We start from the raw sequence: 21,859 nt of genomic DNA on the forward strand, positions 1-21,859 counted from the left end.
TGTCTTCCCGACGAACGTGCATAAAATCGTCTTTGCGTGTGACGCCGGAATGGGCTCGAGTGCCATGGGCGCGTCGCTATTGCGCAAAAAAGTAAAAGAAGCAGGATTGGATATCAATGTAACAAACACGGCCATCAGCACAATTCCGAATGATTCCCAAATCGTTATCACACAGGAAAAACTGACGCCGCGTGCGCAGCATAAAGTGCCGGACGCTTACCACATTTCCGTGGACAATTTCCTATCCAGCCCGGAATACGATAAGTTGATCGACAGCCTGGAAAGCGGCGTGACTGCAGACCAAGCAGGGCTTGTCACTGAAAGCGAAGCAGCAACAGGCACCGTTCAGCCTAGCGAAGACGACCAATTGCTGCGGGAAGAAAACATCTTCATCAACAAGAAATTCAACAATAAAGAAGAAGCGATCCGCTTTGCCGGAGAAGTGATGGTGAAAGCCGGATACGTTGAACCTTCCTACGTTGATGAAATGTTGAAGCGCGAAGAAATCACGACCACGTATATGGGCAATAACGTCGCCATTCCACATGGCACGGAAGAAGCCAAGAAAGCGGTCATCAAATCAGGCTTTACTGTTGTTCAGGTGCCAAATGGAGTAGACTTTGATGGAGAGAGTGCAAAATTGATCTTCGGCATCGCCGGCAAAGACGGTTCGCATTTGGAAATCCTATCTGGGATTGCTGTCATTTGTGCAGAACAGGACAATGTAGATGAGATGGTGAAAGCCCGCACCGCTAAGGAATTGCTGGCAATCATCAACAGAAAATAAGAAAGCAAGAACGGAAAGGCGGGGATACCTGCCTTTTTGTTCTATTTTGCATTTCTCGCTCTTGAAGAAGGAAAACTTAAAAGTGAAGTGAGTGAGATTGATGTATATCACGTTTAGGGAAAAATCCATCACAGAGTTGATCGTCAGGACATCAGGGAAGCATACCGTGCATTCGTTATCCACCTATTTGAACGTCAGCGCCCGGACGATTCAGCGTGATTTGAAGTCGGTCGAGAAACTGCTGAAACAATTCGATTTGGTTGTGAAGCGCAACGCCAGTGAAGGCCTCTTTATCGAAGGCAATAATGAGCAGATTTACCGGCTCGTGCAAAGCTTGATCAGCGTCAATCCGACTGATGAAAGGCCGGAAGAGCGGAAGCTGGGTTTGCTGATCATTCTGCTGCACGAAGGCCCTTCTTTTAAAAAGCAGGTGCTTGCCAATGAATTGGGCATCAGCACGGCTACACTGACGTCTTATTTGGATGATTTAGCGGAGTGGCTGCATAAGTTTTCTATCAAGCTGTCGAGGCGCAGAGGTGTTGGCGTCGAAGTGGAAGGGCAGGAAGCCCATAAACGCCATGCGTTGGCGAGTTATTTCCTCGTCACTTTTTATGAGGAGCTTGTGGAAAGCTTGTATTTTCTTCAGCAAGGAAAGAATTCGGATGACAACATCCTGGGCTATTTTTCGCCGCATTATTTGTCAGTGGTCGATCAATTGGTGAACCAGCGCATCAATCAAAAACAGACGCGTTTGGCCGACAGCGATTATATCGGCTTAGTTGTCTATATCTGTTTGGCGCTGCAGCGCACGGAACAGCATTTCTTGCTGGAGCCGGCTGTGCTGGCGAATGAATCCAGCAGTGAGTTTCAATTGATGGAAACGCTCGGCGATGAATTGCATAAGCAGCTCGGAGTCCGATTGACCGGAGAAGACGTCCATTTTTTGTCGATGATATTAAAAGGCTCGAAAGTGCAGGCAGCGGACATGGTTTATTATGACAGCGTCTTGCTGGGCAAGATGATTAAAAACCTGATTGGCGATGTATCATCCCAGCTGCATGTCGACTTGACCAATGATTTTTCACTTTACCAAGGGCTTCTCGCACATATGGGGCCATCAATTTTCCGCTTGAAGCAAAACCTCGAATCGTTCAATCCGCTGACCGATGAAATCAAACGGAAGTATCCGGTGTTGTTCATGGCGGTCAAGCAAAGCCTGGAGAATGAATTCAAGGACATTGAATTTCCAGCCAATGAAGTTGCCTACATTGTCCTGCATTTCGGTTCAGCTTTGCTGATGAACGAGGAAAAGGTCCGCATCGATGCGGTGGTCGTCTGCCCGACAGGCATCGGCACTTCGAAGATGCTGGCGAGCCGCATCCAAAAAGAGCTGGCGGAAATCAATTCTGTCGAAATTTTATCGATCAATGACTTTCAATCGGCGGATTTCCGAGATTACGATTTGGTCATTTCGACCATCCGCCTGCCGGTGACGGATGTGGATTACATCATGGTCAGCCCGCTGCTCAGCGATAAAGACATCGGGTCGATTGAAAGCTACCTTCAGCACAACATCGAAAAAATCACCAGCAACAAGCAGTATTTGGTTGTGGAAAATCCAGGCGAAAGAGATAAAAAGAACAACCGGCCGAATGTCCAGAAGCTGCTGCGGGAAATCAAAGAGGTCCAAACAAGCATGGAAGCGATCCTGGCGAATTTCAAAGTGCTGAAACATCCGCAAGCGGCGGACCACCGGATCGTACTCGCGGACGTGCTCGCACAAGCAGAGCGCGACGGACTGATAAAGAGCGCGGATGCCACCATGCGCCAATTGGACGACCGGGAATCCAAAGGCGGGCTGGGCATTCCGAATACCAATATGGCTCTTTTCCATTGCCGCGACGAAACCGTCCAGGAGCTTTTATTCCAAGTGGTGCATTTGGATATGCCGTGCCCGGTCAAAGGGATGGACGGCGGACAGGTCGGGATGCGCAATTTGCTGCTGATGCTGGCGCCGCTCGACATGAGCGATCGGGAACAGGAAATTCTGAGTCTCATCAGCTCTAGCTTAATCGAAAGCGATGCGGCGATGATGATTTTTTCATCGTCGAACGAAAGCATGATCCGGAACAAACTCGAAGATGTATTTTACGAATACCTACAAAATAATTTGATAAAGGACTGATGACGTTGAAACAAGCCGTACATTTTGGAGCAGGAAATATTGGCAGAGGGTTTATTGGGGCGTTGTTTTCCGAATCGGGCTACCACGTGACATTCGTGGATGTGGCCGAAGAGGTCATCAATAAATTGAACGCGGAGAAAAAGTACCACGTGAATATGGCGCAAGCACAAGCTGAAAGCATCACGATTGAAAACGTCTCTGGCGTCAACAACATGAAAGACGAAGCGGGCGTTCTCGAAGCGATCCGCCATGCGACGTATTTGACGACTGCGATCGGCCCGAACATCTTGCCGCGGATCGCACCGATCATTGCGAAAGGCATCGCTGCGCGTCTGAAAGAGACCGATGAAAAGCTGTACGTCATTGCTTGTGAAAACCAGATCGGCGCCACGGATATTTTGAAAGGCCATATTTTGGACAACCTGGATGACGAGTCGAAAGCCGAACTGGAAGGCACTGTCTTTTTCTTCAACTCAGCGGTCGACCGGATCGTGCCGATCCAAGAAGGCCATTCGCTGGACGTGCTCGTGGAGCCGTATTACGAATGGGTTGTGGAAACGACCGAAAACATTCCGCCGGTGACGGGCATGACGATTGTCGACAACCTGGCGCCGTTTATCGAACGCAAGCTGTTCACCGTCAATACCGGCCATGCCGTGATTGCGTATCTCGGTTCGCTTGCCGGCAAATCGACGATCGACCAAACCTTGGCTGATCCGGAAATCGAAGAACAGGTGCGTGAAACGCTGAAGGAAACAGGCGCCTACCTCGTAAAAGAATATGGCCTCGATGAACAAGAACATCTGGCCTATATCAATAAAAACATCGAACGCTTCAAAAATGCCTTTTTGAACGATGGCGTAACGCGTGTAGGACGTGCACCGCTCCGCAAACTCGGGCCGGATGACCGCTTGATCCGCCCGGCGACGCAAGCTCAGAAAGCCGGATTGCCATATACGCATCTGGCCAAGGCAATTGCTGCCGCATTGGCATTCAACAACCCGGAAGATGAAGACGCAGTGAAAATACAAGAGATGATCAAAGCTGGCGGCCCGGCATCCGTCTTGAAAGAAATTAGCGGACTGGCTGAAGACAGCGAGATCACGCAAGAAGTGATTCGCCAGTACGAGGCATTATAAGTTTTATTGAAATGACGGTAAATTAAGTCCGCAAAAAAGAGCTTCCGAGGCAGATGTCCTGCCCAGGAAGCTCCTTTTTTATTGTTTAGAAAGAAAAACCGGTTCTTAAATGTTCAACATCCCGCGGAAACCGCGTGCGGCGTAATAGGAATCGGCACCGTTATGGTATAAGAAGACGCGGCCGTAGCGGAAATCACAGAACAGGGCACCGCCGCGGTCCCGGACATCGGCTGGCGTCTGCACCCAGCTCGACGTCTTCATATCGAAGTTGCCAAGCTCCTGCAGCGCACGGTATTGCTCTTCCGTCAGCATTTCGATGCCCATGGCTTCTGCCATATTGAGCGAGCTGTTTTCCGGCTTGTTTTTCTTTCGTGCGTCGAGCGCCTTTTGGTCATAGCACAAGCTCCGGCGGCCAGAAGGGCTTTCCGGTGCACAATCCATAAAGGTATAGATGTCAGCCACTTCATCATAAGCGACGACATCCGGCTCGCCGCCTGTCCGTTCCATCTCATGCAGCGACCAGAGCTTGCCAGCAGCGCTTTCAAGCTTTGCTCGGACATTGTCCCACTGGAGCGTTTCATGGCGCTCCATATGCTTCTCAAACCGTTCTTTGAGCACGCTGAGCAATTCATCGTGTTGTTCAGTGGTCAATACAGCGCTCGTGCTTTTTGTCATCTCTGTTTCCTCCTTGGTAGTTGGAATAAGTATGATTTAAGTATATGACAGTTTGCAGATTTTAGGGTATCTCTTTTTAATGGGGATTATTAATGCCGTGAAGGGGTAAACCATAACTAATCATTTAAACAGGAGGGATCGGCAATGGCTAGAAAAGGTACAGCAGGGCGGACGCCTGAAAAACAAGTAGGGGCCCGCGAATCCGGAATTGACAAAGCGATCAACAAAACCAAGGAAGCGTTGGATGGAGATAGTAAAGCAACGGATTATGAAGAGGTCAAAGGAAAAGAAGAAATGGAAGATGCGAAAGAGCATTCAAAACATGTATCGGACGAGCAGCCGCGAAATACCCAAAGCGAAAAGTAAGCAGAAAATTAAAAGCGCAAGCAGCCACATAGCTAAAAAAGACAGCCGCCGGAATCCTGTTCCGGCGGCTTTTTTGGCTGTTAATGCGCCATCATTTCTTCTGCAATGCCAGCACCGTCCATGTCTGACGGGTAAAACGTCGGCCAATTTAAGACTTCTTCAAGCAAAGCTTCACGGTCGTCGCCAAAGTAAATGTGGTAATGGTCGGCGTCAGTCGGGAAGATGGCGTGGTCGCTGAATTGGATAAAGCGCGGCAAGCCATCTGTTTCCTCCTCTAGTTTAAAGACAAAGCGCACGCCGCGGTTGCCGGCTTCGTAGTCCAGGATTTCAAAACCATCATATGTATAGCGGCCAGTCTTTTCTTCGCCGTTCTTGAAAAAGCTGACGCTGTCTTCTGTGATGATCAACCGTTCGATGTCGGTTTTATAGCCTTCTGTGTAATAGTCTTTGTATTCCTCAGCGGTCATATCATCTGAATGCGCGGCTTTGTCGGCGAATACGCCATCGAGATCACCATTTTCAAGAAGGGGAAAGACCGATTGCCAGTCACCGGCCCAATCGGAAAGCGGACGGTCAGCTACTAGGCTGTCGTCAAAATAACCAGCGTAGATCTGCGCTTTTTCATCGCGCGACAGGCTTTCGTTTTCCGCTGCAACTTGTGTTTTCTTGGCTTCAGCAGAAGCGGATTGTGCCTCCGTTGCTGGCTCTGGAGAATCAGCCGTTTGGCAACCTGCAGCGAGCAAGGCTGCAAGGCCGAGTATGCCAAGCCCTTTGATTAATGAATAATTCATGTGAACACTCCTTTTTTTAAATCGTAATGATTACAATTTATGATTATACAGATAGAAATCCGAAATGTCCAAAAAAAGAATAGTGAAAATATGGAACGGTTATTTAATTTTATGATTCCATTTTTTAATTCAAAATAAAGTATATTATCTAGACCTTTAGTGCTGATATAATGGAATCAGTACAATCGAAGGGAAGATCACATGAACTCGCATAAGATTCAATCAGAAAGAGAAACAATCTATTTTGTATTCAGCGTATTGACCAGCATCTTGGTCTATGTGCTCGCAGCCGTATCGATTTTCGGCATTGCGATTGTCCTTGCGATTGCCGTATTTATCCTGTATGCCAACGCCATAATGCTCGGATCGATCCGCGGCAATGGTGTGCGCATCCATGAACGCCAATTTGGCGACGTCTACGACCGTGTACAGGTACTTGCAAAGCAAATGGAACTGAAAAAAGTTCCGGACGTTTTCGTCATCCAGTCAGAAGGTGCATTGAATGCCTTTGCGACCCGCTTTTTAGGCCGTGATATGGTCGTCTTGTATTCGGAAGTATTTGAATTGGCGCGTGAAAAAGGGGAAGCGGAGCTGGATTTCATCATTGCGCATGAACTCGCGCATATCAAACGCCGCCATGTCTGGAAAAACCTCTTCATCCTGCCAGCCGGGTTCATTCCATTTTTGGCACAGGCCTATAGCCGTTCGTGCGAATACACCTGCGACCGCCATGCGGCGTATACGATCCAGGACGCAAGTGCAGCTAAGCATGCGCTGACGCTGCTTGGCATCGGCAAGAAAATGTACTTGGAAGTCAACGAAGACGCTTATCGTGAACAGATCGAAACAGAGTCGAATGGCATTGTCTGGTTAAGTGAAGTGTTGTCGACGCATCCTCATTTGCCGAAACGCATCCAGTCAATCGAACAATTTTCGGGCACCGACAGTTATTTATACAAACCGAACCAAGGCAAGATTGTCTTGGGCGCGTTGGCGCTGTCTGCGGTCTTCACCGGCGTTTATATCGCTGTGCCCCTGTTGTTTGCGGGAGGCGGAATGGTTTATTCGCAGCTGCCGGATGTTTTTTCTGAGGAATCCCTATTTGCAGTTGAAGGCGAGACCCCATTGATGAACGCATCGTATAATGGCGATCTGTCCGCTGTCGAAGCGGCGCTTGCAGATGGAGTGGATATCAATGCCAAGGATGTAGACGGAGCGGATGCCTTGATGTACGCAGTGAATGGCGGGGAAACGGAAATCGCTGAACGGTTGGTCGAAGCAGGTGCAGAAGTCAATACGAGCGATGCTTACTCGACGGCACTTGAGACTGCCGTGCTGTACGAAGATTATGAAACGGCCCGCATGCTCGTTGCAAACGGGGCGGACCCGCTGGTGATGAGTCCGTCAGGGACAAGCGCTTTGGACGCGATGCCGGCGAGTACAGAAGCCGAGTTCATGGAAATGCTCAACGAATGACCGAAGCGGCAGCGCTGGAGCTGCCGTTTTTTTCATGGCAGGATTATGGGGTCTTGTCGATATATTGAACGCGTAAAGTGCCATCCCGCAATTCTTTCCTCATTCATATAAACCGCATAACGGAAAAGCGGGTGCGTCGGTACCGATGCGTTTTTTCTGGTGTATGGTGTATGATTATCGAAAAGAATTAGTAGTTATGACGCCCACAGAAAATTGTCCAAGTGAGAACTGGACTTCAGCAGTGGATAATTCCCCAGGACGCCTGAAAGACTTACGGTTTGTTGGTAAATAAAGCTTGCGTTCGAGCAGCGCCATCCCCTATAATTTGATACATTGTGCCACAGCCACAAAGGCGGAGCGGAAGATGCCCGGCCTTTTTTTGCGGGATTTTTTCAGGTGCCAAGTTAAAAAGGAACGGAGAATTTCAATGGACAAACTTTACAGCGCAGGAATCATTTTCGCAGGATCAGTCCTGCTTGGATTCGCATTTAATATGTTTTTATTGCCACACGAAATCTTATCAGGCGGCATCACGGGGGTAGCGATGATCTTCAGCTTGATGACACCGATCAATGCCGGTGTCTGGCTGCTTTTGCTGAACATCCCGATTTTGGTGCTGGGCTGGATGAAGCTCGGCAAGATGTTCATCCTCAACAGCGTCTATTCCGTCGCAGTGACTTCGGTCACGATGCTTTACATCCCGGTCATGAAGGTGACGGAAGATGCCTTGCTGTCATCGGTATTCGGCGGCGTGCTCGTCGGCATCGGCGTCGGTTTCATCATCCGCTTCTACGGTTCGACTGGCGGCTTTGACGTTGTCGGCTTGCTGCTGACGATGAAACGCGATATTCCGCTGGGCTTTATGGTGTTCGGGCTCAACAGCCTCGTCGTTTTCGTATCGGGTTTCATCTTCTCATGGGAACTCGCGATGTATACGATGGCTTCGATTTACATCACCGGCCTCGTCGTTGACCGCATTCATACGCGCCACATCAAGCTCAGCCTCATGGTGGTCACCACCCAAGGCGATGCCGTCAAACAGAAAATGCTGGCGAACCTTTACCGCGGCATTACAGTAACCGACGGCGAGGGCGCCTATTCGGGCAATAAAGTCAAAGTGCTCTACACCGTCATCACACGCTATGAGCTTGCGCATGTGCGCCCGCTCATCAAGGAAATCGATCCGCATGCTTTCGTCAGCATCACCGAGACGATGGAAGTCATGGGCAATTTCCGCCGAGACGACAATTACAAAAAGAATCCCGAAACGGTTTACCGTTCGGTACCGGAAACTTCGGAACAAACAAGTTAAAAATGGACCAATCGAAAACAGCCTCGCCGGCATCTATCGGCAGGGCTGTTTTGCTTTTACGGCCATTCCACACTTCGCCGAACGCGCATTTCTATTTTGTCGGAATTATCTGATAAAATGGTTTTCATTTCTGCTGGATAGGTTTATGATGAAAGAAAAGGAGGTGGGTGTCAGATGGAAGCGACTTTTGGGTTCGTGCCGATGCTTGTTTTGGCTGCGATTGCGGTTGTTCTCATCATGGCGTATTTCTATTTGCACCACTGGGCTAAATGAGTGCCGCCAGAAGAGCCGCATCGTGCCATGCGGCTTTTTAAATTGGCGGAGTATCTGGAAGAGTTTCCGGACATGGAATGGTCTTGTATGAATCAAAAAATGCCCTTGCCTGAATGTTTCGAGGCAAGGGCATGCAAGTTTAAGAGAAGTCTTACACAAAATACAGAATTAGTTGTTTGAAAGAGTTGAGATGTATTCTTTCACGACTTCGTAGACATAGTCCTGGTTAGCCGATGCGGTGTCAGGATTGTACGCACCTTCGTTTGTTTTGTTGTTCGATAAGATGCGGATGCCAAGAAATGGAATGTCGTAAGCTGCAGAAATCTGGGCAGCGGATGCGGTTTCCATTTCTTCTACAGATGTTCCGTATTTTTCATGGAGCCAGTTGATCCGGTCCACTTCATTGTTCCAAAAATCAGCAGAACCGATTGTGCCTTCTACTACTTTTCCTTTGGTATATGTATCTTTGACGGCATTGGCCGCAGCCAGCAATCCTTCATCACCATCGTTATAGCGGATATTTTCAGCATCCGGATCTTCCCCGGCACTTCCTTCTGAAGCCATCAGGTCCATCGGCTTCCATTCGGTTGGTTCGATTCCTTCGCCTTCCACCAAATCGCCGGTTTTTAATGCGCCTATATTTACTGAACGTTTGCCGAGCACAATATCAAAGACGTTCAACGCTGGATCATGTCCACCTGAAGTTCCTTGGTTGATGATTGCTGCGGGATTGTATTTTTCAATCGCCAATGCTGTAGCCGCACCTGTGTTTGCCATGCCTTTTCCAGTTTTGACAACGATGACCGGATACCCTTCCACAGTGCCGCTATAGAATTCAAAAGTTGATCCTGACTCTTCTGCTTTCACATTTTCCAGCCGTTCCGCAAATTTTTCCGCTTCAATCGGCATGGGCCCTTGAATCAGGATGGGGCGCTGGGGTTTTTCTTTTGCTTCTGTTGCCGTAGTTGAACTGCATCCCGTGAGGACTAACAGCAGGGCCAGCAACAGGAATAAAATCTGATGCGCTTTAACTTTTTTCATGATGTATTCCTCCTTGTTGTCAAATACGCTCTCCGTATAGCCAAACAAAAAAGGCCGAAACAGGTAGCATGTGCTCTACCTCTCGGACCCGCAAAGTCAAAGCATCAATTGTCCGGCAAACTACAAAATGCCAAGAATCACCAACATCAATACCCTAACCCGTAGTCCAGTTCATTTTTGGGAACTTGGTAGAAACACCCAGACCATATTACTGGGCATATACGAGAGCTGTTAAGTTTCTTTTTAGTACTTCGCTAATATAACAACCGCCTAAGTGGCAGTCAAGCTAAAAGCGAACATTTGAAACGAATTAACTATTAATAGTTCGGTTTATAGGTGTGAATCCTACCGTTAATTATAATTTATTACTATTATTATCGGTTTTAATTCTTTTTGACTATACTTAGTCACTTGGGAAACTGCTTATATAATTTGCTTCGATGGGTTAATGATTTCCTCGTGTCTTACAAGTTCAACGCCATTGGAAGCTATTCACTTTTAACTTTGGGGGATCGAGGTTGCAGCCGTTCAATCACGTGGGGGTGTTTGAGGAAGAACAATTCCTTTCGTCAGCAGCTGGTTGCTTTTACTGAAGGAGCCGATTAACGCTTGATTTTTATCTTCATTTTCAAAGCTCGATCGGTTTCCAAGTCCTCTAATTCACCTATAGGATTCGACGGCAAAACGAAAATTCTTCCAGGCGTTTCATTTATATGTTTATGTGCCGAATAGCTTCCAAAAGCATTGACGGCCATGCTTAAAGCAAAGGGTTAAAGGGTAATTCAAATTTTAAGAGGGCTGTCTGGCAGTCCAAAAAATAAAAAACGAAAAAGGAGAATGATGATGGAAATCTTAAAACGTTTCAGAGACATAATGGCGAGCAATATCAACGCAATGCTGGACAATGCGGAGGATCCAGAAAAGATGATCGACCAGTATTTGCGCGATTTGAACAGCGACCTTGGCAAAGTGAAATCGGAAACGGCCGCCATCATGGCCGCAGAAAAGCGGGAGCGCCGGGAGCTGGAAGAGCTGCAAAAAGAACTGGATGATATGCAGCGCTATGCGGTGAAAGCGCTCGAAGCCGGGAATGAAGACGATGCCCGAAAATTCCTGCAGCGCAAAGCCGAGCTTGCCGATAAAGAAAAAGACTTGAAGACAGCGGCTGAATTGGCGTCAGCCAATACTGCACAGATGCGCGAAATGCATGAAAAATTGGAGTCGGATATCGAGGAGCTGGAATCCCGCCGCGACAAGCTGAAAGGCAAGGCGGCTGTTGCACGGACGCAAGAGCGCATGAACGAATTCAATGATTCATTCAGCGGAACGGGCAAGACAATTTCAGCTTTTGACAAGATGGAAGAAAAGATCAATCGGGAGCTTGACGAAGCAATGGCGATGTCTGAGCTGAATAAGAATAAGGACGTCGACATCAAGGATCTCGCGAAGAAATATGATGCGGATTCATCTGTTGACCAGCAATTGGATGCATTGAAAGCAGGCGCCGACGTGGAAGCGGAGCTGGAAGCGCTGAAAAATCAGGTCAATAAAGCTTGATAAAGGCCCGTGCAATGGGATTCTGCAGGCCAAGGAGAGTGGAAAGCGATGGTCACGCATTATAAATGTCCGAATTGCGGTTCGGATATGGCGTTCGACAGCGAGTCGGGCAAGTTGTCCTGCCCGAGCTGCGGCAGGCAGGAAGATATAGAAACCTTCCCTCCAGAGAACATAGAACTTACCGTAGAAACGGATGAAGCAAAAGAATACCATTGCGAGAATTGCGGTGCCGTCCTATTGACGGAAGCGGAAACGACTGCGACGCATTGCAGTTTCTGCGGCGCGCCGGTCGTGCTGTCGGACCGCTTGACGGGCGATTTCGCTCCGGCCAAAGTCATACCTTTTTCCGTCAGCCGGGAAGAGGCAGAGGCCGCATTCCGCAAATGGACAGGCAAAGGCCGCTTGTCGCCAAGAGGTTTTATGAGCGGCGACCGCATCAAGAAAATGACCGGGATGTACGTGCCGTTCTGGCTGTACGACATCGATGGCAGCGCTGAAGTGGCAGCAGTCGCTACACGGACGCGGAGCTACACAACTGGGGATACAATCTACACGGAAACTGAGTTTTACGATGTTTACCGGGATATTGACCTCAGCTATTTGAAAGTGCCGGCGGATGCTTCCGAGAAGATGGACGACTTATTGATGGACAAACTCGAGCCGTATGATTATCAGGAATTGAAGGATTTCAGGATGCCTTATCTCGCGGGCTATCTGTCGGAGAAATACGATTATGATGATGAGTCCCTGTTTTCGCGCGTTGAGTCGAAAATCGTCCCTTACATTGATGCGTACATCGCGACGACAATATCCGGTTATTCTACGGTCAGCTACACCAATAAACAGATTCATGCCCATAAAAAACAAGCTTATTACACGTTATTTCCGGTATGGATGGTGTATTACGATTTTGAAAACAAGGAACATACCTTTGCGATGAACGGCCAGACCGGCAAAGTGGTTGGCAAGCCGCCAATCAGCGGAGCGAAGGTCGCAGGCTGGTTCATTGGCATTGCCGGCGGCGCATTTGCACTGATGAAAGCCGCAGCATACTTGGTGGGTGGTGTTCTATGGTGAAGCGAATGGCATGGAAAACCCCTTTCTTGTTGCTGGCATTCATCTGTATTTTCTGGCTTGCCGGCGCATCAGCAGCTTTTGCCGTGGCAGATCAGCACATTTACGATAATGCCGATTTGCTGAATAGCATTGAAGCGCAGGAGTTAGAAGCGGAAGCGGCAAAATACAGCCGCGAGGAAGATGTCGATTTTCTATTTTTGACGGTGAATGGCATGGAAGGAAAAGATATCGTGACATTCATGGGCGATTTCTTTGATCAATGGGCGGTCGACAATAGCCAGGAAAACGCCGTGCTGCTGACAATCGACATTGCGAGCCGCGAAGTGTTCCTGTCCGGTTTCGGCACAGCGGAAACATCGCTCGATGACGAGCGCATTGACCTTGTGCTTGACCGCATCGTACCGGATTTGCAGGCAGGCGATTATGGCGGTGCCTTTGAAGAGACAATGGCGGCTTCAAGCGAATACATGGATTACCGCCCCGGCGTCAATCCGGAAAGCATTTTCCTGAAAACGTGGTTCCATGCCTTGGTTGCGCTAATCCTCGGCGGCGGGATTGTCGGTTCGATGCTTTATAACTCCGGCGGTCGTGTCACCACGACGCCGCGCACGTATTTTGACGGCAAAAATACGCAAGTGACGAACCGCGAAGACCGTTTCCGAAACAAAACAGTGAGCCGCACCAAAGTCCAGCAGAACAAAGGTAGCGGGGGCGGCTTCGGTGGAGGCGGCATGACCGGCGGAGGCCGTTCCTTCAGCGGAGGCGGCCGCAAATTCTAAGCAATACACGGAAGGAATGAACAGCATGGCATTTTTCGGCAATCAATTTGCAGATGTAGTGGAATGGGAAGAATTCAGGGAGGATATGATTTTCTGGAAATGGAACAATAAGGAAATTAAAAAAGGCAGTAAACTCGTCATCCGCCCTGGCCAGGACGCTATTTTCCTCGACCACGGAAAAGTGGAGGGGATTTTTGAAGACGAAGGCGAATACGACATCGAGTCGCAAATCGTGCCCTTCCTGTCGACATTGAAAGGTTTCCGTTTTGGTTTCAACAGCGGCATGCGGGTGGAAGTGCTCTTTGTTAATACGAAAGAATTCACCGTCCGGTGGGGAACCCAAAATCCGATCAACATTCAGGCGCCGGGGCTTCCTGGAGGCATGCCGATTCGCGCGAACGGCACGTTCCAATTCAAAGTGAACGATTATCTCGCGTTAATCGACAAAATAGCAGGTGTGCGCAACAGCTACTTAGTGGAAGATGTGAAAATCCGCATCACGGCTATTTTGGATCAGCTGTTGATGAAATGGATTCCAAGGGAAGGCAAGGACATGTTCAACCTGCAGGCGAACGCGCATGAAATCGGAGCCGGCATCCAGGACGACCTCAATATGGAATTGATGGACGACGGCATGAAAATCATGGGCTTCCAGATCATGAGTTTTAACTATCCGAAGGAAATCCAAGACATGATCAACAAAAACGCTTCCTACGGCATGGTCGGCGACATGAAAAAATACCAGCAGGTATCGATGACCGATGCCATGGCTTCAGGGAAATCTTCCGGTGCAGGAAATGCAGCGGATATGGCCGGTATGATGATGGGCATGGGCATGGCGAAGGAAATGATGGAAGGCATGAAAGACGGCGGGCAAGCCCAAACTCCGCCAAAAAATGAAGAGGCAGCTTCTGAATCCACTGGCCAGGCTCCAAACTTCTGCCCGAACTGTGGACAGAAAACCGAAGGGGCAAAATTCTGTTCGAATTGCGGGCAGAAACTGTATTAATAAGCCGTTTTTTCAATATCAATTGCACGGAATAAAACCAAATCCCAATCCACGGCAATTCACATTGCCATGGATTGGGATTTTTTCCATATAGGCCCTAGGTAACGCTTGTGGAATTCACATTTTGCCTTGAATTTTTGCAACAGAATTCCTGTATAACCCAGAAAAATGGTAATGAAAACGGCTACAAAATGTTATTTTAGATTTATCTGAAAATAGTTTAAAATTAAGGTTTTCAAAGCTTGAAATCGGTTATATAATAGGAAATCAAAACCGAAAAGAGGTGTTTCTTCCCCATTCGATTTTCTCACAAAGAAATACTAGTAAAATGTCTTGGTGTTCCTGGCGAATTCTGCTACACTGGCAACTGGAATTTATTTTTTTATTAGAATTGCTGCTGGACGATGGAAATAAGCTATTATATAGAACAGACAGATGGGCCTATTCGCATAGAATCGACGGCTGTAGCCGATTGGTTAGAACAGGATGAAGCCCCAGTCTTTGTGAGGGATCAGTTATGAAGAGAAAATGGTGGAAAGAAGCAGTCGCATATCAAGTGTATCCTCGCAGTTTCATGGATTCGAATGGGGACGGCATTGGCGATATCAATGGCGTCACGAGCAAATTGGATTATTTGAAAGATCTTGGCATCGATGTTATCTGGATTTGCCCGATGTACAAATCGCCAAATGACGATAACGGCTACGACATCAGCGATTACCAAGGCATCATGGAAGAGTTCGGCACGATGGAGGATTTTGACCGCTTGTTGGCAGAAGTCCATGCGCGCGGCATGAAACTGATTATCGACCTTGTCATCAACCACACAAGCGACGAACACCCATGGTTTATGGAATCGCGTGCCTCGCTGGATAATGCCAAGCGCGATTGGTACATCTGGAGTGACGAGCCGACGAACTGGGAAAGTATTTTCGGCGGTTCCGCTTGGGAATACGATCAGGAAACGAAACAATATTATTTGCATTTATTCTCCAAAAAACAGCCGGATTTGAACTGGGAGAACGAAGAAGTCCGCCAAGCGCTGTATGATATGGTGAATTGGTGGCTCGACAAGGGAATTGATGGATTCCGTGTTGACGCCATCAGCCACATCAAAAAGGATTTGACCGATGTCCACGATCCGGAACAAAATCTCTATGTCGAAGCTTGGCATAAAATGATGAATGTCGACGGCATCCAGCCGATGCTAACGGAACTGCGCGACAAGACATTCGCAGGCCGCGACATCATGACGGTCGGCGAAGCGAATGGCGTAAAAGTCGAGGACGTTGAAGAATGGATCGGCGAAGAAGACGGCAAATTCAATATGGTGTTCCAATTCGAAAGCATGAGCTTATGGGACAGAAAAATCCATGGCATTGATGTGCCTCGCTTGAAAGAAGTATTGACGAAATGGCAGAATGGCGTCGAAGGCCACGGCTGGAACGCATTGTTCATCGAAAACCATGACAAGCCGCGCATCGTGTCTTCATGGGGCAATGACCGCGAATACTGGCGTGAGAGTGCGACGGCGATTGCCTGCATGTATTTCTTCATGCAAGGCACACCGTTCATCTACCAAGGGCAGGAAATCGGCATGACGAATGCGCCATTCGAAGAGCTTGAACATTATAACGATGTTAAAACGAAAAATATGTACCACTTAAACCGCTCGGCTGGCATGGGACACGACGCAGTAATGACGCTCATCCGCCCGCAAAGCCGTGACCATTCACGGACACCGATGCAATGGGACGGAAACGCGCATGCCGGTTTCTCGGATGCGGAACCGTGGATGCGCGTCAATCCGAATTACACATACTTGAACGTGGAAGCGCAGCTGCAGGACCCGCATTCGGTGCTGGCCTTCTATAAGCAAATGATTTGGCTGCGCAAGCACAATGATGTACTAATTTACGGCTGCTATGAATTGGCAAACGCCGGCCATGATTCGATCTACGCATATAAGCGCCATTTTGATGGCCGGACGGTATTGGTGGCCGTGAACTTAACCGGATTCCCGTGCTATTGGGATGAGCCGAAAGACGGCACCATTTTGCTGGCGAATTACCAAGGGCTCGATCCGAAACAATTGCTGCCGTATGAAGCACGTGTGTATGAATTGATCAACAAATAGTCAAAAGAGCCGCATTCCCCGATGCTTACGAGGGGCATGCAGCTCTTTTTATGTTTTTTGGATCAAAGCTTTTGCTTCTGTTGTGGTGCGCATGATGAAAGCTTGCTCCACAAATTCCGGTTTGTTCGCGTAAAGCTGGATGACGTCTTTGATTTCTTCGGCCATGTAGCGGGCATTCCGGTTGTGGGCCAGTGGCAAGTAGCCGGAACCGCGCTGCAAGTAATCGGAACTGGCGACTTTGTACCAGCGGCTGTCGTCGAGCAGTTCGCCGTTGACCAAAACTTCCTGGACACGGTTGCCATCGTGGATAACTGTAGCGCCCGATACATGAAGGCGGCCGACGAATTTCCCACGGAATCCCGGTCCTCGGCCATCAGCGAGGCATACTTGCGCGTCCAGCGATTGGGTGAGTGCTTCTTTCAAATGCTTGCCTAAAATTTCAAAAGAAGTTGGATTCAGTGGAGAAGGGCAGACTTCAATCAGCTTTTGGCGGGAGACGTATTGGAACAAACCGGCATTGGCGATGCCGCTATTGATCAGGCTGATGTCGCATTCCATCATGTCGCGCAAGCCGTCTGCGATCAGGTTGGTTAGCGGATTTTCTTCAATGACGTCGTGCCAAAGCGGCTGCTGCAAGGTGTAGAGGGGCTTGCCTAAAGCGGCGATTGCTTTCGCTTTATTGGTTTTCAGGATTTCGAGAATGGCCGCATCTTTTGCCGCCTCTCCTGTCGGATGGGTAGCCGATTTGAGCAATTCCACTTTGCCGCCGTTCACCTCAAGTTCAATGATGCCGATATGCTCGGCGAAGTTTCCTGCGCTGTTCATAATCGTGCCATAGGCTATTTTTGCCTGCGGATACAGCTTGTGGTCATGGGCGGAAATGATGACATCAATTTCAGGGATGGCTTGTGCCAGCTCTTCATCCGCAACCGTGCTGACGTGGCTGAGCAAAATGCACAAATCATACTCGCCGGCATAGCGCTTGATTTCCTGTTGCGTCATTTCGGTGTAATCCAATACGCTGATGCCAAGCCCATCATTGAAGACATCAAGGTCGGGCGAAGAGCCGGTGACGAGGATTCGCAGACCGTTTTTATGCAAGATGGTACTTTTCACGACGCCTTTGATTTCCGTACGGTCTTTTTTCAGCAAATTATTGCTGATGAACGGGAACGGGCTTGCCGCTGCCATGTGTTCAAGCGTATCCATGCCGTTGAACATCTCGTTATTGCCGATGGTCATGGCGTCATAGCCGACTGACTGGAGCAGTTCGAGTGCGGCGATGCCCCGAGTGCCCTGCAACTCGATGCTTTTGAAGTCGGCGAAATCACCGCCGTCGAGCACGAGCGTGTTTTCATCTTTCAGTAGTCTGATCAATGTGGCGGCACGTGCGAAATTGTCGTAATTGCTGTGAACATCGTTCGTATGTATGATTTTGAGTTTCATGAGAATCCTCCTGTAAGTTATTTCCTGTCTTAATATTACGCTATTTCTGATCTAAAAGTTTCAATAGGCTGAAAATTTTTTAGATGCGGCTAGCCAAGGGTGCCTCGGACTTTGAAAAACTTATTGCATAAAATGTTTAAGCTTGCTATGCTCTTTTTAGATTGAAATAGGAGGAAATACTCATGGTCAAATTAATTACCTTTTTAACAACTATTACCATTCTATTGTTGCTCAATATTGGTGTTTCATATGTATTCCAAATTCAAATCATTGATATCGCGTTCGCATTCGGATTGTTGGGAATCTTAATCACGGCTCCGAATAACCCGCTAAGCGATGCTTTCAATGCCAATCCGTTTATCGAAGTGGAAGGGGAACGCCACGCGAAGTTCGGAAAAATTCCGCTGTTTGCTGCTGGCACCTACTTTTTAGTCGCATCTGTGGCAACGTTCATCCATTACCAAAGCTATTTCATTTAACTAAGTTTTATCTGTCGGAATGTTGCGAGCGATTGCGGCATTTTTTTATTGGCTGGAAACGGAAAAAGCATGCACGCCGCTTGTGAGCGGGTGCATGCTTAAGAAAATCTTAATAACGTTTGCCGTGCTTTGCTTGGAAATCTTTTTCTGAAGACAAGAGATACATGACGCCTTCAATAAAGCCGATTACTGCAGGAATCGCTGTCCAAGAGAAAAGCAGATACAGGAGGCCCATTCCGGGCTTGCCTAAATAGAATTTATGGATGCCGAAATCCCCGAGGAAAATGCCGAGGAGGCCTGCAACTGTTTTGTTTTTCATGTCCGATCATCCTTTCAGTCTTTGTCCTTGTTTTCCCTCCATACTGAAAGTTAATCTCTTTTTATAACGCAAGAAAATCCGCTTCTGAAGAATAAAATCTTCCTGGAAGCGGATTTTCAAGTTGTTTGGGTAATGGACCTCAGTGTAAGGTGATTTTTGAAGCTAGTGCTTTTTTGTTTTGCGACTCGTGCAATTTCACCATGGCGAAGCGGGCAATGGGTTGGATGACCAGGCTTTCGGCGATCAGGACGATGAGGAAGTTGCGTGGCCAGTTTGTCAGCCAATTTGAAAATATTACGCTGTGGAAGCCATTTGCGACAAGGTCGCCGATGAATGTCATCGCTGCGGACATGCCGAGCACCGTAAAGAGGATGCGGTACAGGATTTTGGCGTTGAAGCTGTCGGTCGGCTTGGTGAATTTTGCAGTCAATGCTTCAGCGAGGCGGCCGAAAATGGCGGGCTCGATGATCATAACGATGATCCACATAATCGGCAATGTCTTCAGGATGCTCAATGCGATATCCTGGTTAAAGCCGCCTGCGAAAAGAATGACGCTGTAAGATGTCATGAACAAGACGGTCATGGTGGAGATGAGTGCGCCGTAAAGAAGGCCTTCTTTGGCGTTTTGCGGCAATCGTTTTTCTGAATGCATGGAAATCTTCCTTTCAACGTGCTTGGACTGGCCTATCTATACGCGGGAAATTGCAGTGGGAACTGGCAGGGAACACGGTACTTTCAAGGCTGCAAGTAACTATAGCAAATCCATTACTCTTCATGTAAGTGTCTGAAATGTGTCGGTTTTATTCGTGTAAAAGGTTTCTAAAAAGCCTTTGGTAGCTTACAGTAGAGGATAAGAACGACAGATAAGGATGAGAAGAATGAAGGTTTTTGCATCGCACGATGAACAGATTCAAATCCTGCGCCAGCGCGGGATGATCGTAGCGGACGAGGCGGCGGCGAAACGGATTTTGGCGCGCGAAAATTATTACGCACTGATCGACGGCTATAAAGAGCCGTTCTTGGAGCGGGATGAACGGCTGAACCCGTATGGCCTAGAACGCTACGCGGCGAGTACAGAGTTCGGGCATGTCTACGCGCTGTACCGCTTCGACCGGGAGCTTAGGATGCTGATGCTCAATGAACTGCTGAAATTCGAAAAGAATATTAAATCGAAAGTGGCGTACCGGTTTTCGGAAAAATTTCAAGCGACGGACAGTTTTCTGGAATCGACGAATTACAGTCCGGAAGCTGAGCGGCACCATGAGCGCGACCGCATCATTTCGACGCTGGCGAATCTGATCAAGAGCCATAAGAAGCGGGACCGGGTGAGGTATCCCGCTATTCGTGAATTCTATGACAAACACAAGAATGTGCCGCTTTGGGTGCTGGTCAATTTCCTGTCGCTCGGGCAGATTTCAAATTTTTATTCCGTCATTGACGATGAGCTGCGGGAGCGGATTGCACGCGACATCGCAGAAGAATTCAGTGAGGATTACGAACCGGCCCAGCTGCAGGCGGAAGAGCTTGATGCGATTTTGCGCTTGGTGTTCCCGTACCGCAATAAGTCTGCGCACGAGGAAGTGCTGTACCGATTCCGCCTCACGCATCCGGAAAAACTGGCCGGCGTCGAAGCGATGCTGCGCTTGGAAAGCGGCAGCCTCGGGAAAGGCACAGTGTCTTCAATGGCAAGCTTGCTGCGGCTGTTGCTGGCAAAAGAGGAATACATCGTTTTTACGAATGAACTGGAGCGCTTGATGGCAGATTTGAAGGTGGAGCTGCCAAGACGTGCTTACGGGGAAATCATGCGGGATACCGGATTCCGTGAAAATTGAATGACCATTCTTTGAATAGGAGATGATGTCCGTGATATACGCTGCGTTGCTCAGAGGGATTAACGTCGGAGGCAATAACAAGGTCAATATGAAAGAACTCAAGCAGGTTTTTGAAGAGGCGGGCATGACTGATGTCAAAACGTATATCAATTCGGGCAACATCGTTTTTAAAGACGCGGCCCGGACGAAACAGCAAGTCATGGCTGTTTTGGAAGAGGCGATCTTCGCCCATTTCGGTTTGCGCATCAAAGTGCTGGTGTACACGATTGATGAGTATTCGCGCATTGCTGAAGCGGTTCCAGCAGAATGGACGAATGACGATCAGCTGAAAAGCGATGTATTGTTTTTATGGGAAGAAGCCGATGACGAAGCCGTGCTCGAGCAATTGCCCTTAAAACCGGAAGTGGACCGCGCGCAATATGTGCCAGGGGCGATTCTCTGGTCAGTCGACCGCGACAAGGTGACGAAAAGTGGCATGGCCAAGATTGTCGGCACCAAACTCTACAAGCTCGTAACGATCCGCAATGTGAACTCGGTGCGGAAAATCTATGGACTGATGCGGGATATGGAAGAGTGAGCTATGTGACTTTTTTGCTTGTAAGATAGATACAATTGCGTCCTTATATATATACGAAATAAAACCTTTGCTCTGTTATGGCAAAGGTTTTATTTTTCGAAGTTTTCTTTTAAAAGGGGGGGCTATAACTAGTCTCGAAAAAATTTTCTTTTAGTTGAATTCACCTGCATTTTCTTTAACAGGTAAAACGCCATTTGAATAGCGATAAAGGACAACGTTTTTTTTAAAGGAATAACTATCGATTAACACCCATGCTACAATATGGGCGAAGAATATTTGTAGAGAAAGATTTTCTTATAAGAAAAATCTAGGAGGAATAAAATGGATGTTAGATTTCGATATGTTGGATTATGAAATGGATAATTTTATTTACATTTACATTTACTTATTTATACTTCTGCTAACTATAATTGAATTCGGAATAAGGAGAAAGATGCAGTTAGGAACGATTAGTGGGACTCCCGCATCAATGATTGGTCGAGCTGTTAAGATAGTGCGAAGTGTTCTGCTCATCTGTGCGGTGCCGTTGTTGCATCCTTTCATTACTTTTATGGCCTTTTTCGTAATGGTGGATAATATACCTTCCATTTTCAGTATATTCT

At 48.0% G+C, this 21,859-nt stretch carries 20 protein-coding genes and 1 riboswitch; of the genes, 14 read left to right on the forward strand and 6 right to left on the reverse strand.

What is annotated here, in order from left to right; all coding sequences use genetic code 11:
• The 3 genes from EGV91_RS09345 to EGV91_RS09355 all read left to right on the forward strand — a co-directional run.
• Positions 1 to 787 (forward strand): PTS sugar transporter subunit IIA (locus tag EGV91_RS09345; protein ID WP_158290597.1); only part of this gene is annotated, 787 nt, incomplete at its 5' end.
• A 100-nt stretch (positions 788 to 887) separates the two neighbouring features.
• Positions 888 to 2,972, forward strand: a complete 2,085-nt coding sequence (locus tag EGV91_RS09350) for a BglG family transcription antiterminator (protein WP_135502950.1) — start codon at positions 888 to 890, stop codon at positions 2,970 to 2,972.
• A gap of 5 nt (positions 2,973 to 2,977) precedes the next feature.
• Positions 2,978 to 4,111 (forward strand): mannitol-1-phosphate 5-dehydrogenase, encoded by a 1,134-nt coding sequence (locus tag EGV91_RS09355; protein WP_135502953.1) that lies wholly within the window; start codon positions 2,978 to 2,980, stop codon positions 4,109 to 4,111.
• A 105-nt stretch (positions 4,112 to 4,216) separates the two neighbouring features.
• Here EGV91_RS09355 and EGV91_RS09360 read toward each other — a convergent pair whose 3' ends face one another.
• Positions 4,217 to 4,786: a DUF4256 domain-containing protein gene (locus tag EGV91_RS09360; RefSeq protein ID WP_135502957.1), complete on the reverse strand. Its 570-nt coding sequence runs from the start codon at positions 4,784 to 4,786 to the stop codon at positions 4,217 to 4,219.
• A gap of 144 nt (positions 4,787 to 4,930) precedes the next feature.
• Here EGV91_RS09360 and EGV91_RS09365 point away from each other — a divergent pair, with 144 nt between their 5' ends.
• Positions 4,931 to 5,152, forward strand: a complete 222-nt coding sequence (locus EGV91_RS09365) for a hypothetical protein (protein WP_135502960.1) — start codon at positions 4,931 to 4,933, stop codon at positions 5,150 to 5,152.
• Positions 5,153 to 5,232: 80 nt separating this feature from the next.
• Here EGV91_RS09365 and EGV91_RS09370 read toward each other — a convergent pair whose 3' ends face one another.
• Positions 5,233 to 5,943: a metal-binding protein ZinT gene (locus EGV91_RS09370; protein WP_135502962.1), complete on the reverse strand. Its 711-nt coding sequence runs from the start codon at positions 5,941 to 5,943 to the stop codon at positions 5,233 to 5,235.
• Between the two features lie 201 nt (positions 5,944 to 6,144).
• On the opposite strand from EGV91_RS09370, the gene EGV91_RS09375 reads away from it, so the two are divergent.
• Together EGV91_RS09375 and EGV91_RS09380 are read left to right on the forward strand one after the other, a co-directional pair.
• Complete coding sequence (locus EGV91_RS09375) at positions 6,145 to 7,419, forward strand: M48 family metallopeptidase (RefSeq protein ID WP_135502965.1); 1,275 nt, start codon at positions 6,145 to 6,147, stop codon at positions 7,417 to 7,419.
• Positions 7,420 to 7,846: 427 nt separating this feature from the next.
• The gene (locus EGV91_RS09380; protein WP_135502968.1) at positions 7,847 to 8,731 is read left to right on the forward strand and encodes a YitT family protein; all 885 of its coding nucleotides are present in this window, start codon (positions 7,847 to 7,849) and stop codon (positions 8,729 to 8,731) included.
• Between the two features lie 441 nt (positions 8,732 to 9,172).
• Here EGV91_RS09380 and EGV91_RS09385 read toward each other — a convergent pair whose 3' ends face one another.
• Positions 9,173 to 10,045, reverse strand: coding sequence for a 5'-methylthioadenosine/S-adenosylhomocysteine nucleosidase (locus tag EGV91_RS09385; protein WP_135502971.1), 873 nt, complete (start codon positions 10,043 to 10,045; stop codon positions 9,173 to 9,175).
• A 142-nt stretch (positions 10,046 to 10,187) separates the two neighbouring features.
• Positions 10,188 to 10,290: riboswitch (purine riboswitch) on the reverse strand.
• Positions 10,291 to 10,888: 598 nt separating this feature from the next.
• Between EGV91_RS09385 and EGV91_RS09390 the strand changes: the two genes are divergently transcribed.
• The 5 genes from EGV91_RS09390 (at position 10,889) to EGV91_RS09410 (ending at position 16,604) form a co-directional block, all read left to right on the forward strand.
• Positions 10,889 to 11,602, forward strand: coding sequence for a PspA/IM30 family protein (locus EGV91_RS09390; protein ID WP_135502973.1), 714 nt, complete (start codon positions 10,889 to 10,891; stop codon positions 11,600 to 11,602).
• 48 nt (positions 11,603 to 11,650) lie between these two features.
• Positions 11,651 to 12,679 carry a TFIIB-type zinc ribbon-containing protein gene (locus tag EGV91_RS09395; RefSeq protein WP_135502976.1) on the forward strand — a complete coding sequence of 343 codons (1,029 nt, stop codon included), beginning with the start codon at positions 11,651 to 11,653 and terminating at the stop codon, positions 12,677 to 12,679.
• On the forward strand, positions 12,673 to 13,458 hold the full coding sequence (locus EGV91_RS09400) for a TPM domain-containing protein (RefSeq protein WP_241666161.1): 786 nt from the start codon (positions 12,673 to 12,675) through the stop codon (positions 13,456 to 13,458). Before EGV91_RS09395 ends, EGV91_RS09400 begins: the two co-directional genes overlap by 7 nt.
• Before the next feature lie 25 nt (positions 13,459 to 13,483).
• Positions 13,484 to 14,467: an SPFH domain-containing protein gene (locus tag EGV91_RS09405; RefSeq protein ID WP_135502979.1), complete on the forward strand. Its 984-nt coding sequence runs from the start codon at positions 13,484 to 13,486 to the stop codon at positions 14,465 to 14,467.
• Between the two features lie 517 nt (positions 14,468 to 14,984).
• Positions 14,985 to 16,604 (forward strand): glycoside hydrolase family 13 protein, encoded by a 1,620-nt coding sequence (locus tag EGV91_RS09410; protein WP_135502982.1) that lies wholly within the window; start codon positions 14,985 to 14,987, stop codon positions 16,602 to 16,604.
• 48 nt (positions 16,605 to 16,652) lie between these two features.
• On the opposite strand, the gene EGV91_RS09415 is transcribed toward EGV91_RS09410, so the two are convergent.
• The gene (locus EGV91_RS09415) at positions 16,653 to 18,050 is read right to left on the reverse strand and encodes a bifunctional metallophosphatase/5'-nucleotidase (RefSeq protein ID WP_135502984.1); all 1,398 of its coding nucleotides are present in this window, start codon (positions 18,048 to 18,050) and stop codon (positions 16,653 to 16,655) included.
• A 182-nt stretch (positions 18,051 to 18,232) separates the two neighbouring features.
• On the opposite strand from EGV91_RS09415, the gene EGV91_RS09420 reads away from it, so the two are divergent.
• Positions 18,233 to 18,529: a hypothetical protein gene (locus EGV91_RS09420; protein WP_135502986.1), complete on the forward strand. Its 297-nt coding sequence runs from the start codon at positions 18,233 to 18,235 to the stop codon at positions 18,527 to 18,529.
• A 109-nt stretch (positions 18,530 to 18,638) separates the two neighbouring features.
• Here EGV91_RS09420 and EGV91_RS09425 read toward each other — a convergent pair whose 3' ends face one another.
• Positions 18,639 to 18,848, reverse strand: coding sequence for a TM2 domain-containing protein (locus tag EGV91_RS09425; protein WP_135502989.1), 210 nt, complete (start codon positions 18,846 to 18,848; stop codon positions 18,639 to 18,641).
• A 139-nt stretch (positions 18,849 to 18,987) separates the two neighbouring features.
• On the reverse strand, positions 18,988 to 19,500 hold the full coding sequence (locus tag EGV91_RS09430) for a DUF2798 domain-containing protein (RefSeq protein WP_135502992.1): 513 nt from the start codon (positions 19,498 to 19,500) through the stop codon (positions 18,988 to 18,990).
• Between the two features lie 226 nt (positions 19,501 to 19,726).
• Between EGV91_RS09430 and EGV91_RS09435 the strand changes: the two genes are divergently transcribed.
• The gene (locus tag EGV91_RS09435; protein ID WP_135502995.1) at positions 19,727 to 20,680 is read left to right on the forward strand and encodes an Abi family protein; all 954 of its coding nucleotides are present in this window, start codon (positions 19,727 to 19,729) and stop codon (positions 20,678 to 20,680) included.
• A 31-nt stretch (positions 20,681 to 20,711) separates the two neighbouring features.
• Positions 20,712 to 21,257: a DUF1697 domain-containing protein gene (locus EGV91_RS09440; protein ID WP_135502998.1), complete on the forward strand. Its 546-nt coding sequence runs from the start codon at positions 20,712 to 20,714 to the stop codon at positions 21,255 to 21,257.
• Positions 21,258 to 21,859 lie beyond the last annotated feature (602 nt).

It is taken from the genome of Planococcus koreensis, from assembly GCF_004761975.1.
GTDB classification, from domain to species: domain Bacteria; phylum Bacillota; class Bacilli; order Bacillales_A; family Planococcaceae; genus Planococcus; species Planococcus koreensis.

Coding starts and splice junctions, on each gene's coding strand:
- EGV91_RS09350 (WP_135502950.1), top strand. CDS start 888: ATGTATATCACGTTTAGGGAAAAATCCATCACAGAGTTGATCGTCAGG.
- EGV91_RS09360 (WP_135502957.1), bottom strand. CDS start 4,786: ATGACAAAAAGCACGAGCGCTGTATTGACCACTGAACAACACGATGAA.
- EGV91_RS09365 (WP_135502960.1), top strand. CDS start 4,931: ATGGCTAGAAAAGGTACAGCAGGGCGGACGCCTGAAAAACAAGTAGGG.
- EGV91_RS09370 (WP_135502962.1), bottom strand. CDS start 5,943: ATGAATTATTCATTAATCAAAGGGCTTGGCATACTCGGCCTTGCAGCC.
- EGV91_RS09375 (WP_135502965.1), top strand. CDS start 6,145: ATGAACTCGCATAAGATTCAATCAGAAAGAGAAACAATCTATTTTGTA.
- EGV91_RS09380 (WP_135502968.1), top strand. CDS start 7,847: ATGGACAAACTTTACAGCGCAGGAATCATTTTCGCAGGATCAGTCCTG.
- EGV91_RS09385 (WP_135502971.1), bottom strand. CDS start 10,045: ATGAAAAAAGTTAAAGCGCATCAGATTTTATTCCTGTTGCTGGCCCTG.
- EGV91_RS09390 (WP_135502973.1), top strand. CDS start 10,889: ATGGAAATCTTAAAACGTTTCAGAGACATAATGGCGAGCAATATCAAC.
- EGV91_RS09395 (WP_135502976.1), top strand. CDS start 11,651: ATGGTCACGCATTATAAATGTCCGAATTGCGGTTCGGATATGGCGTTC.
- EGV91_RS09400 (WP_241666161.1), top strand. CDS start 12,673: ATGGTGAAGCGAATGGCATGGAAAACCCCTTTCTTGTTGCTGGCATTC.
- EGV91_RS09405 (WP_135502979.1), top strand. CDS start 13,484: ATGGCATTTTTCGGCAATCAATTTGCAGATGTAGTGGAATGGGAAGAA.
- EGV91_RS09410 (WP_135502982.1), top strand. CDS start 14,985: ATGAAGAGAAAATGGTGGAAAGAAGCAGTCGCATATCAAGTGTATCCT.
- EGV91_RS09415 (WP_135502984.1), bottom strand. CDS start 18,050: ATGAAACTCAAAATCATACATACGAACGATGTTCACAGCAATTACGAC.
- EGV91_RS09420 (WP_135502986.1), top strand. CDS start 18,233: ATGGTCAAATTAATTACCTTTTTAACAACTATTACCATTCTATTGTTG.
- EGV91_RS09425 (WP_135502989.1), bottom strand. CDS start 18,848: ATGAAAAACAAAACAGTTGCAGGCCTCCTCGGCATTTTCCTCGGGGAT.
- EGV91_RS09430 (WP_135502992.1), bottom strand. CDS start 19,500: ATGCATTCAGAAAAACGATTGCCGCAAAACGCCAAAGAAGGCCTTCTT.
- EGV91_RS09435 (WP_135502995.1), top strand. CDS start 19,727: ATGAAGGTTTTTGCATCGCACGATGAACAGATTCAAATCCTGCGCCAG.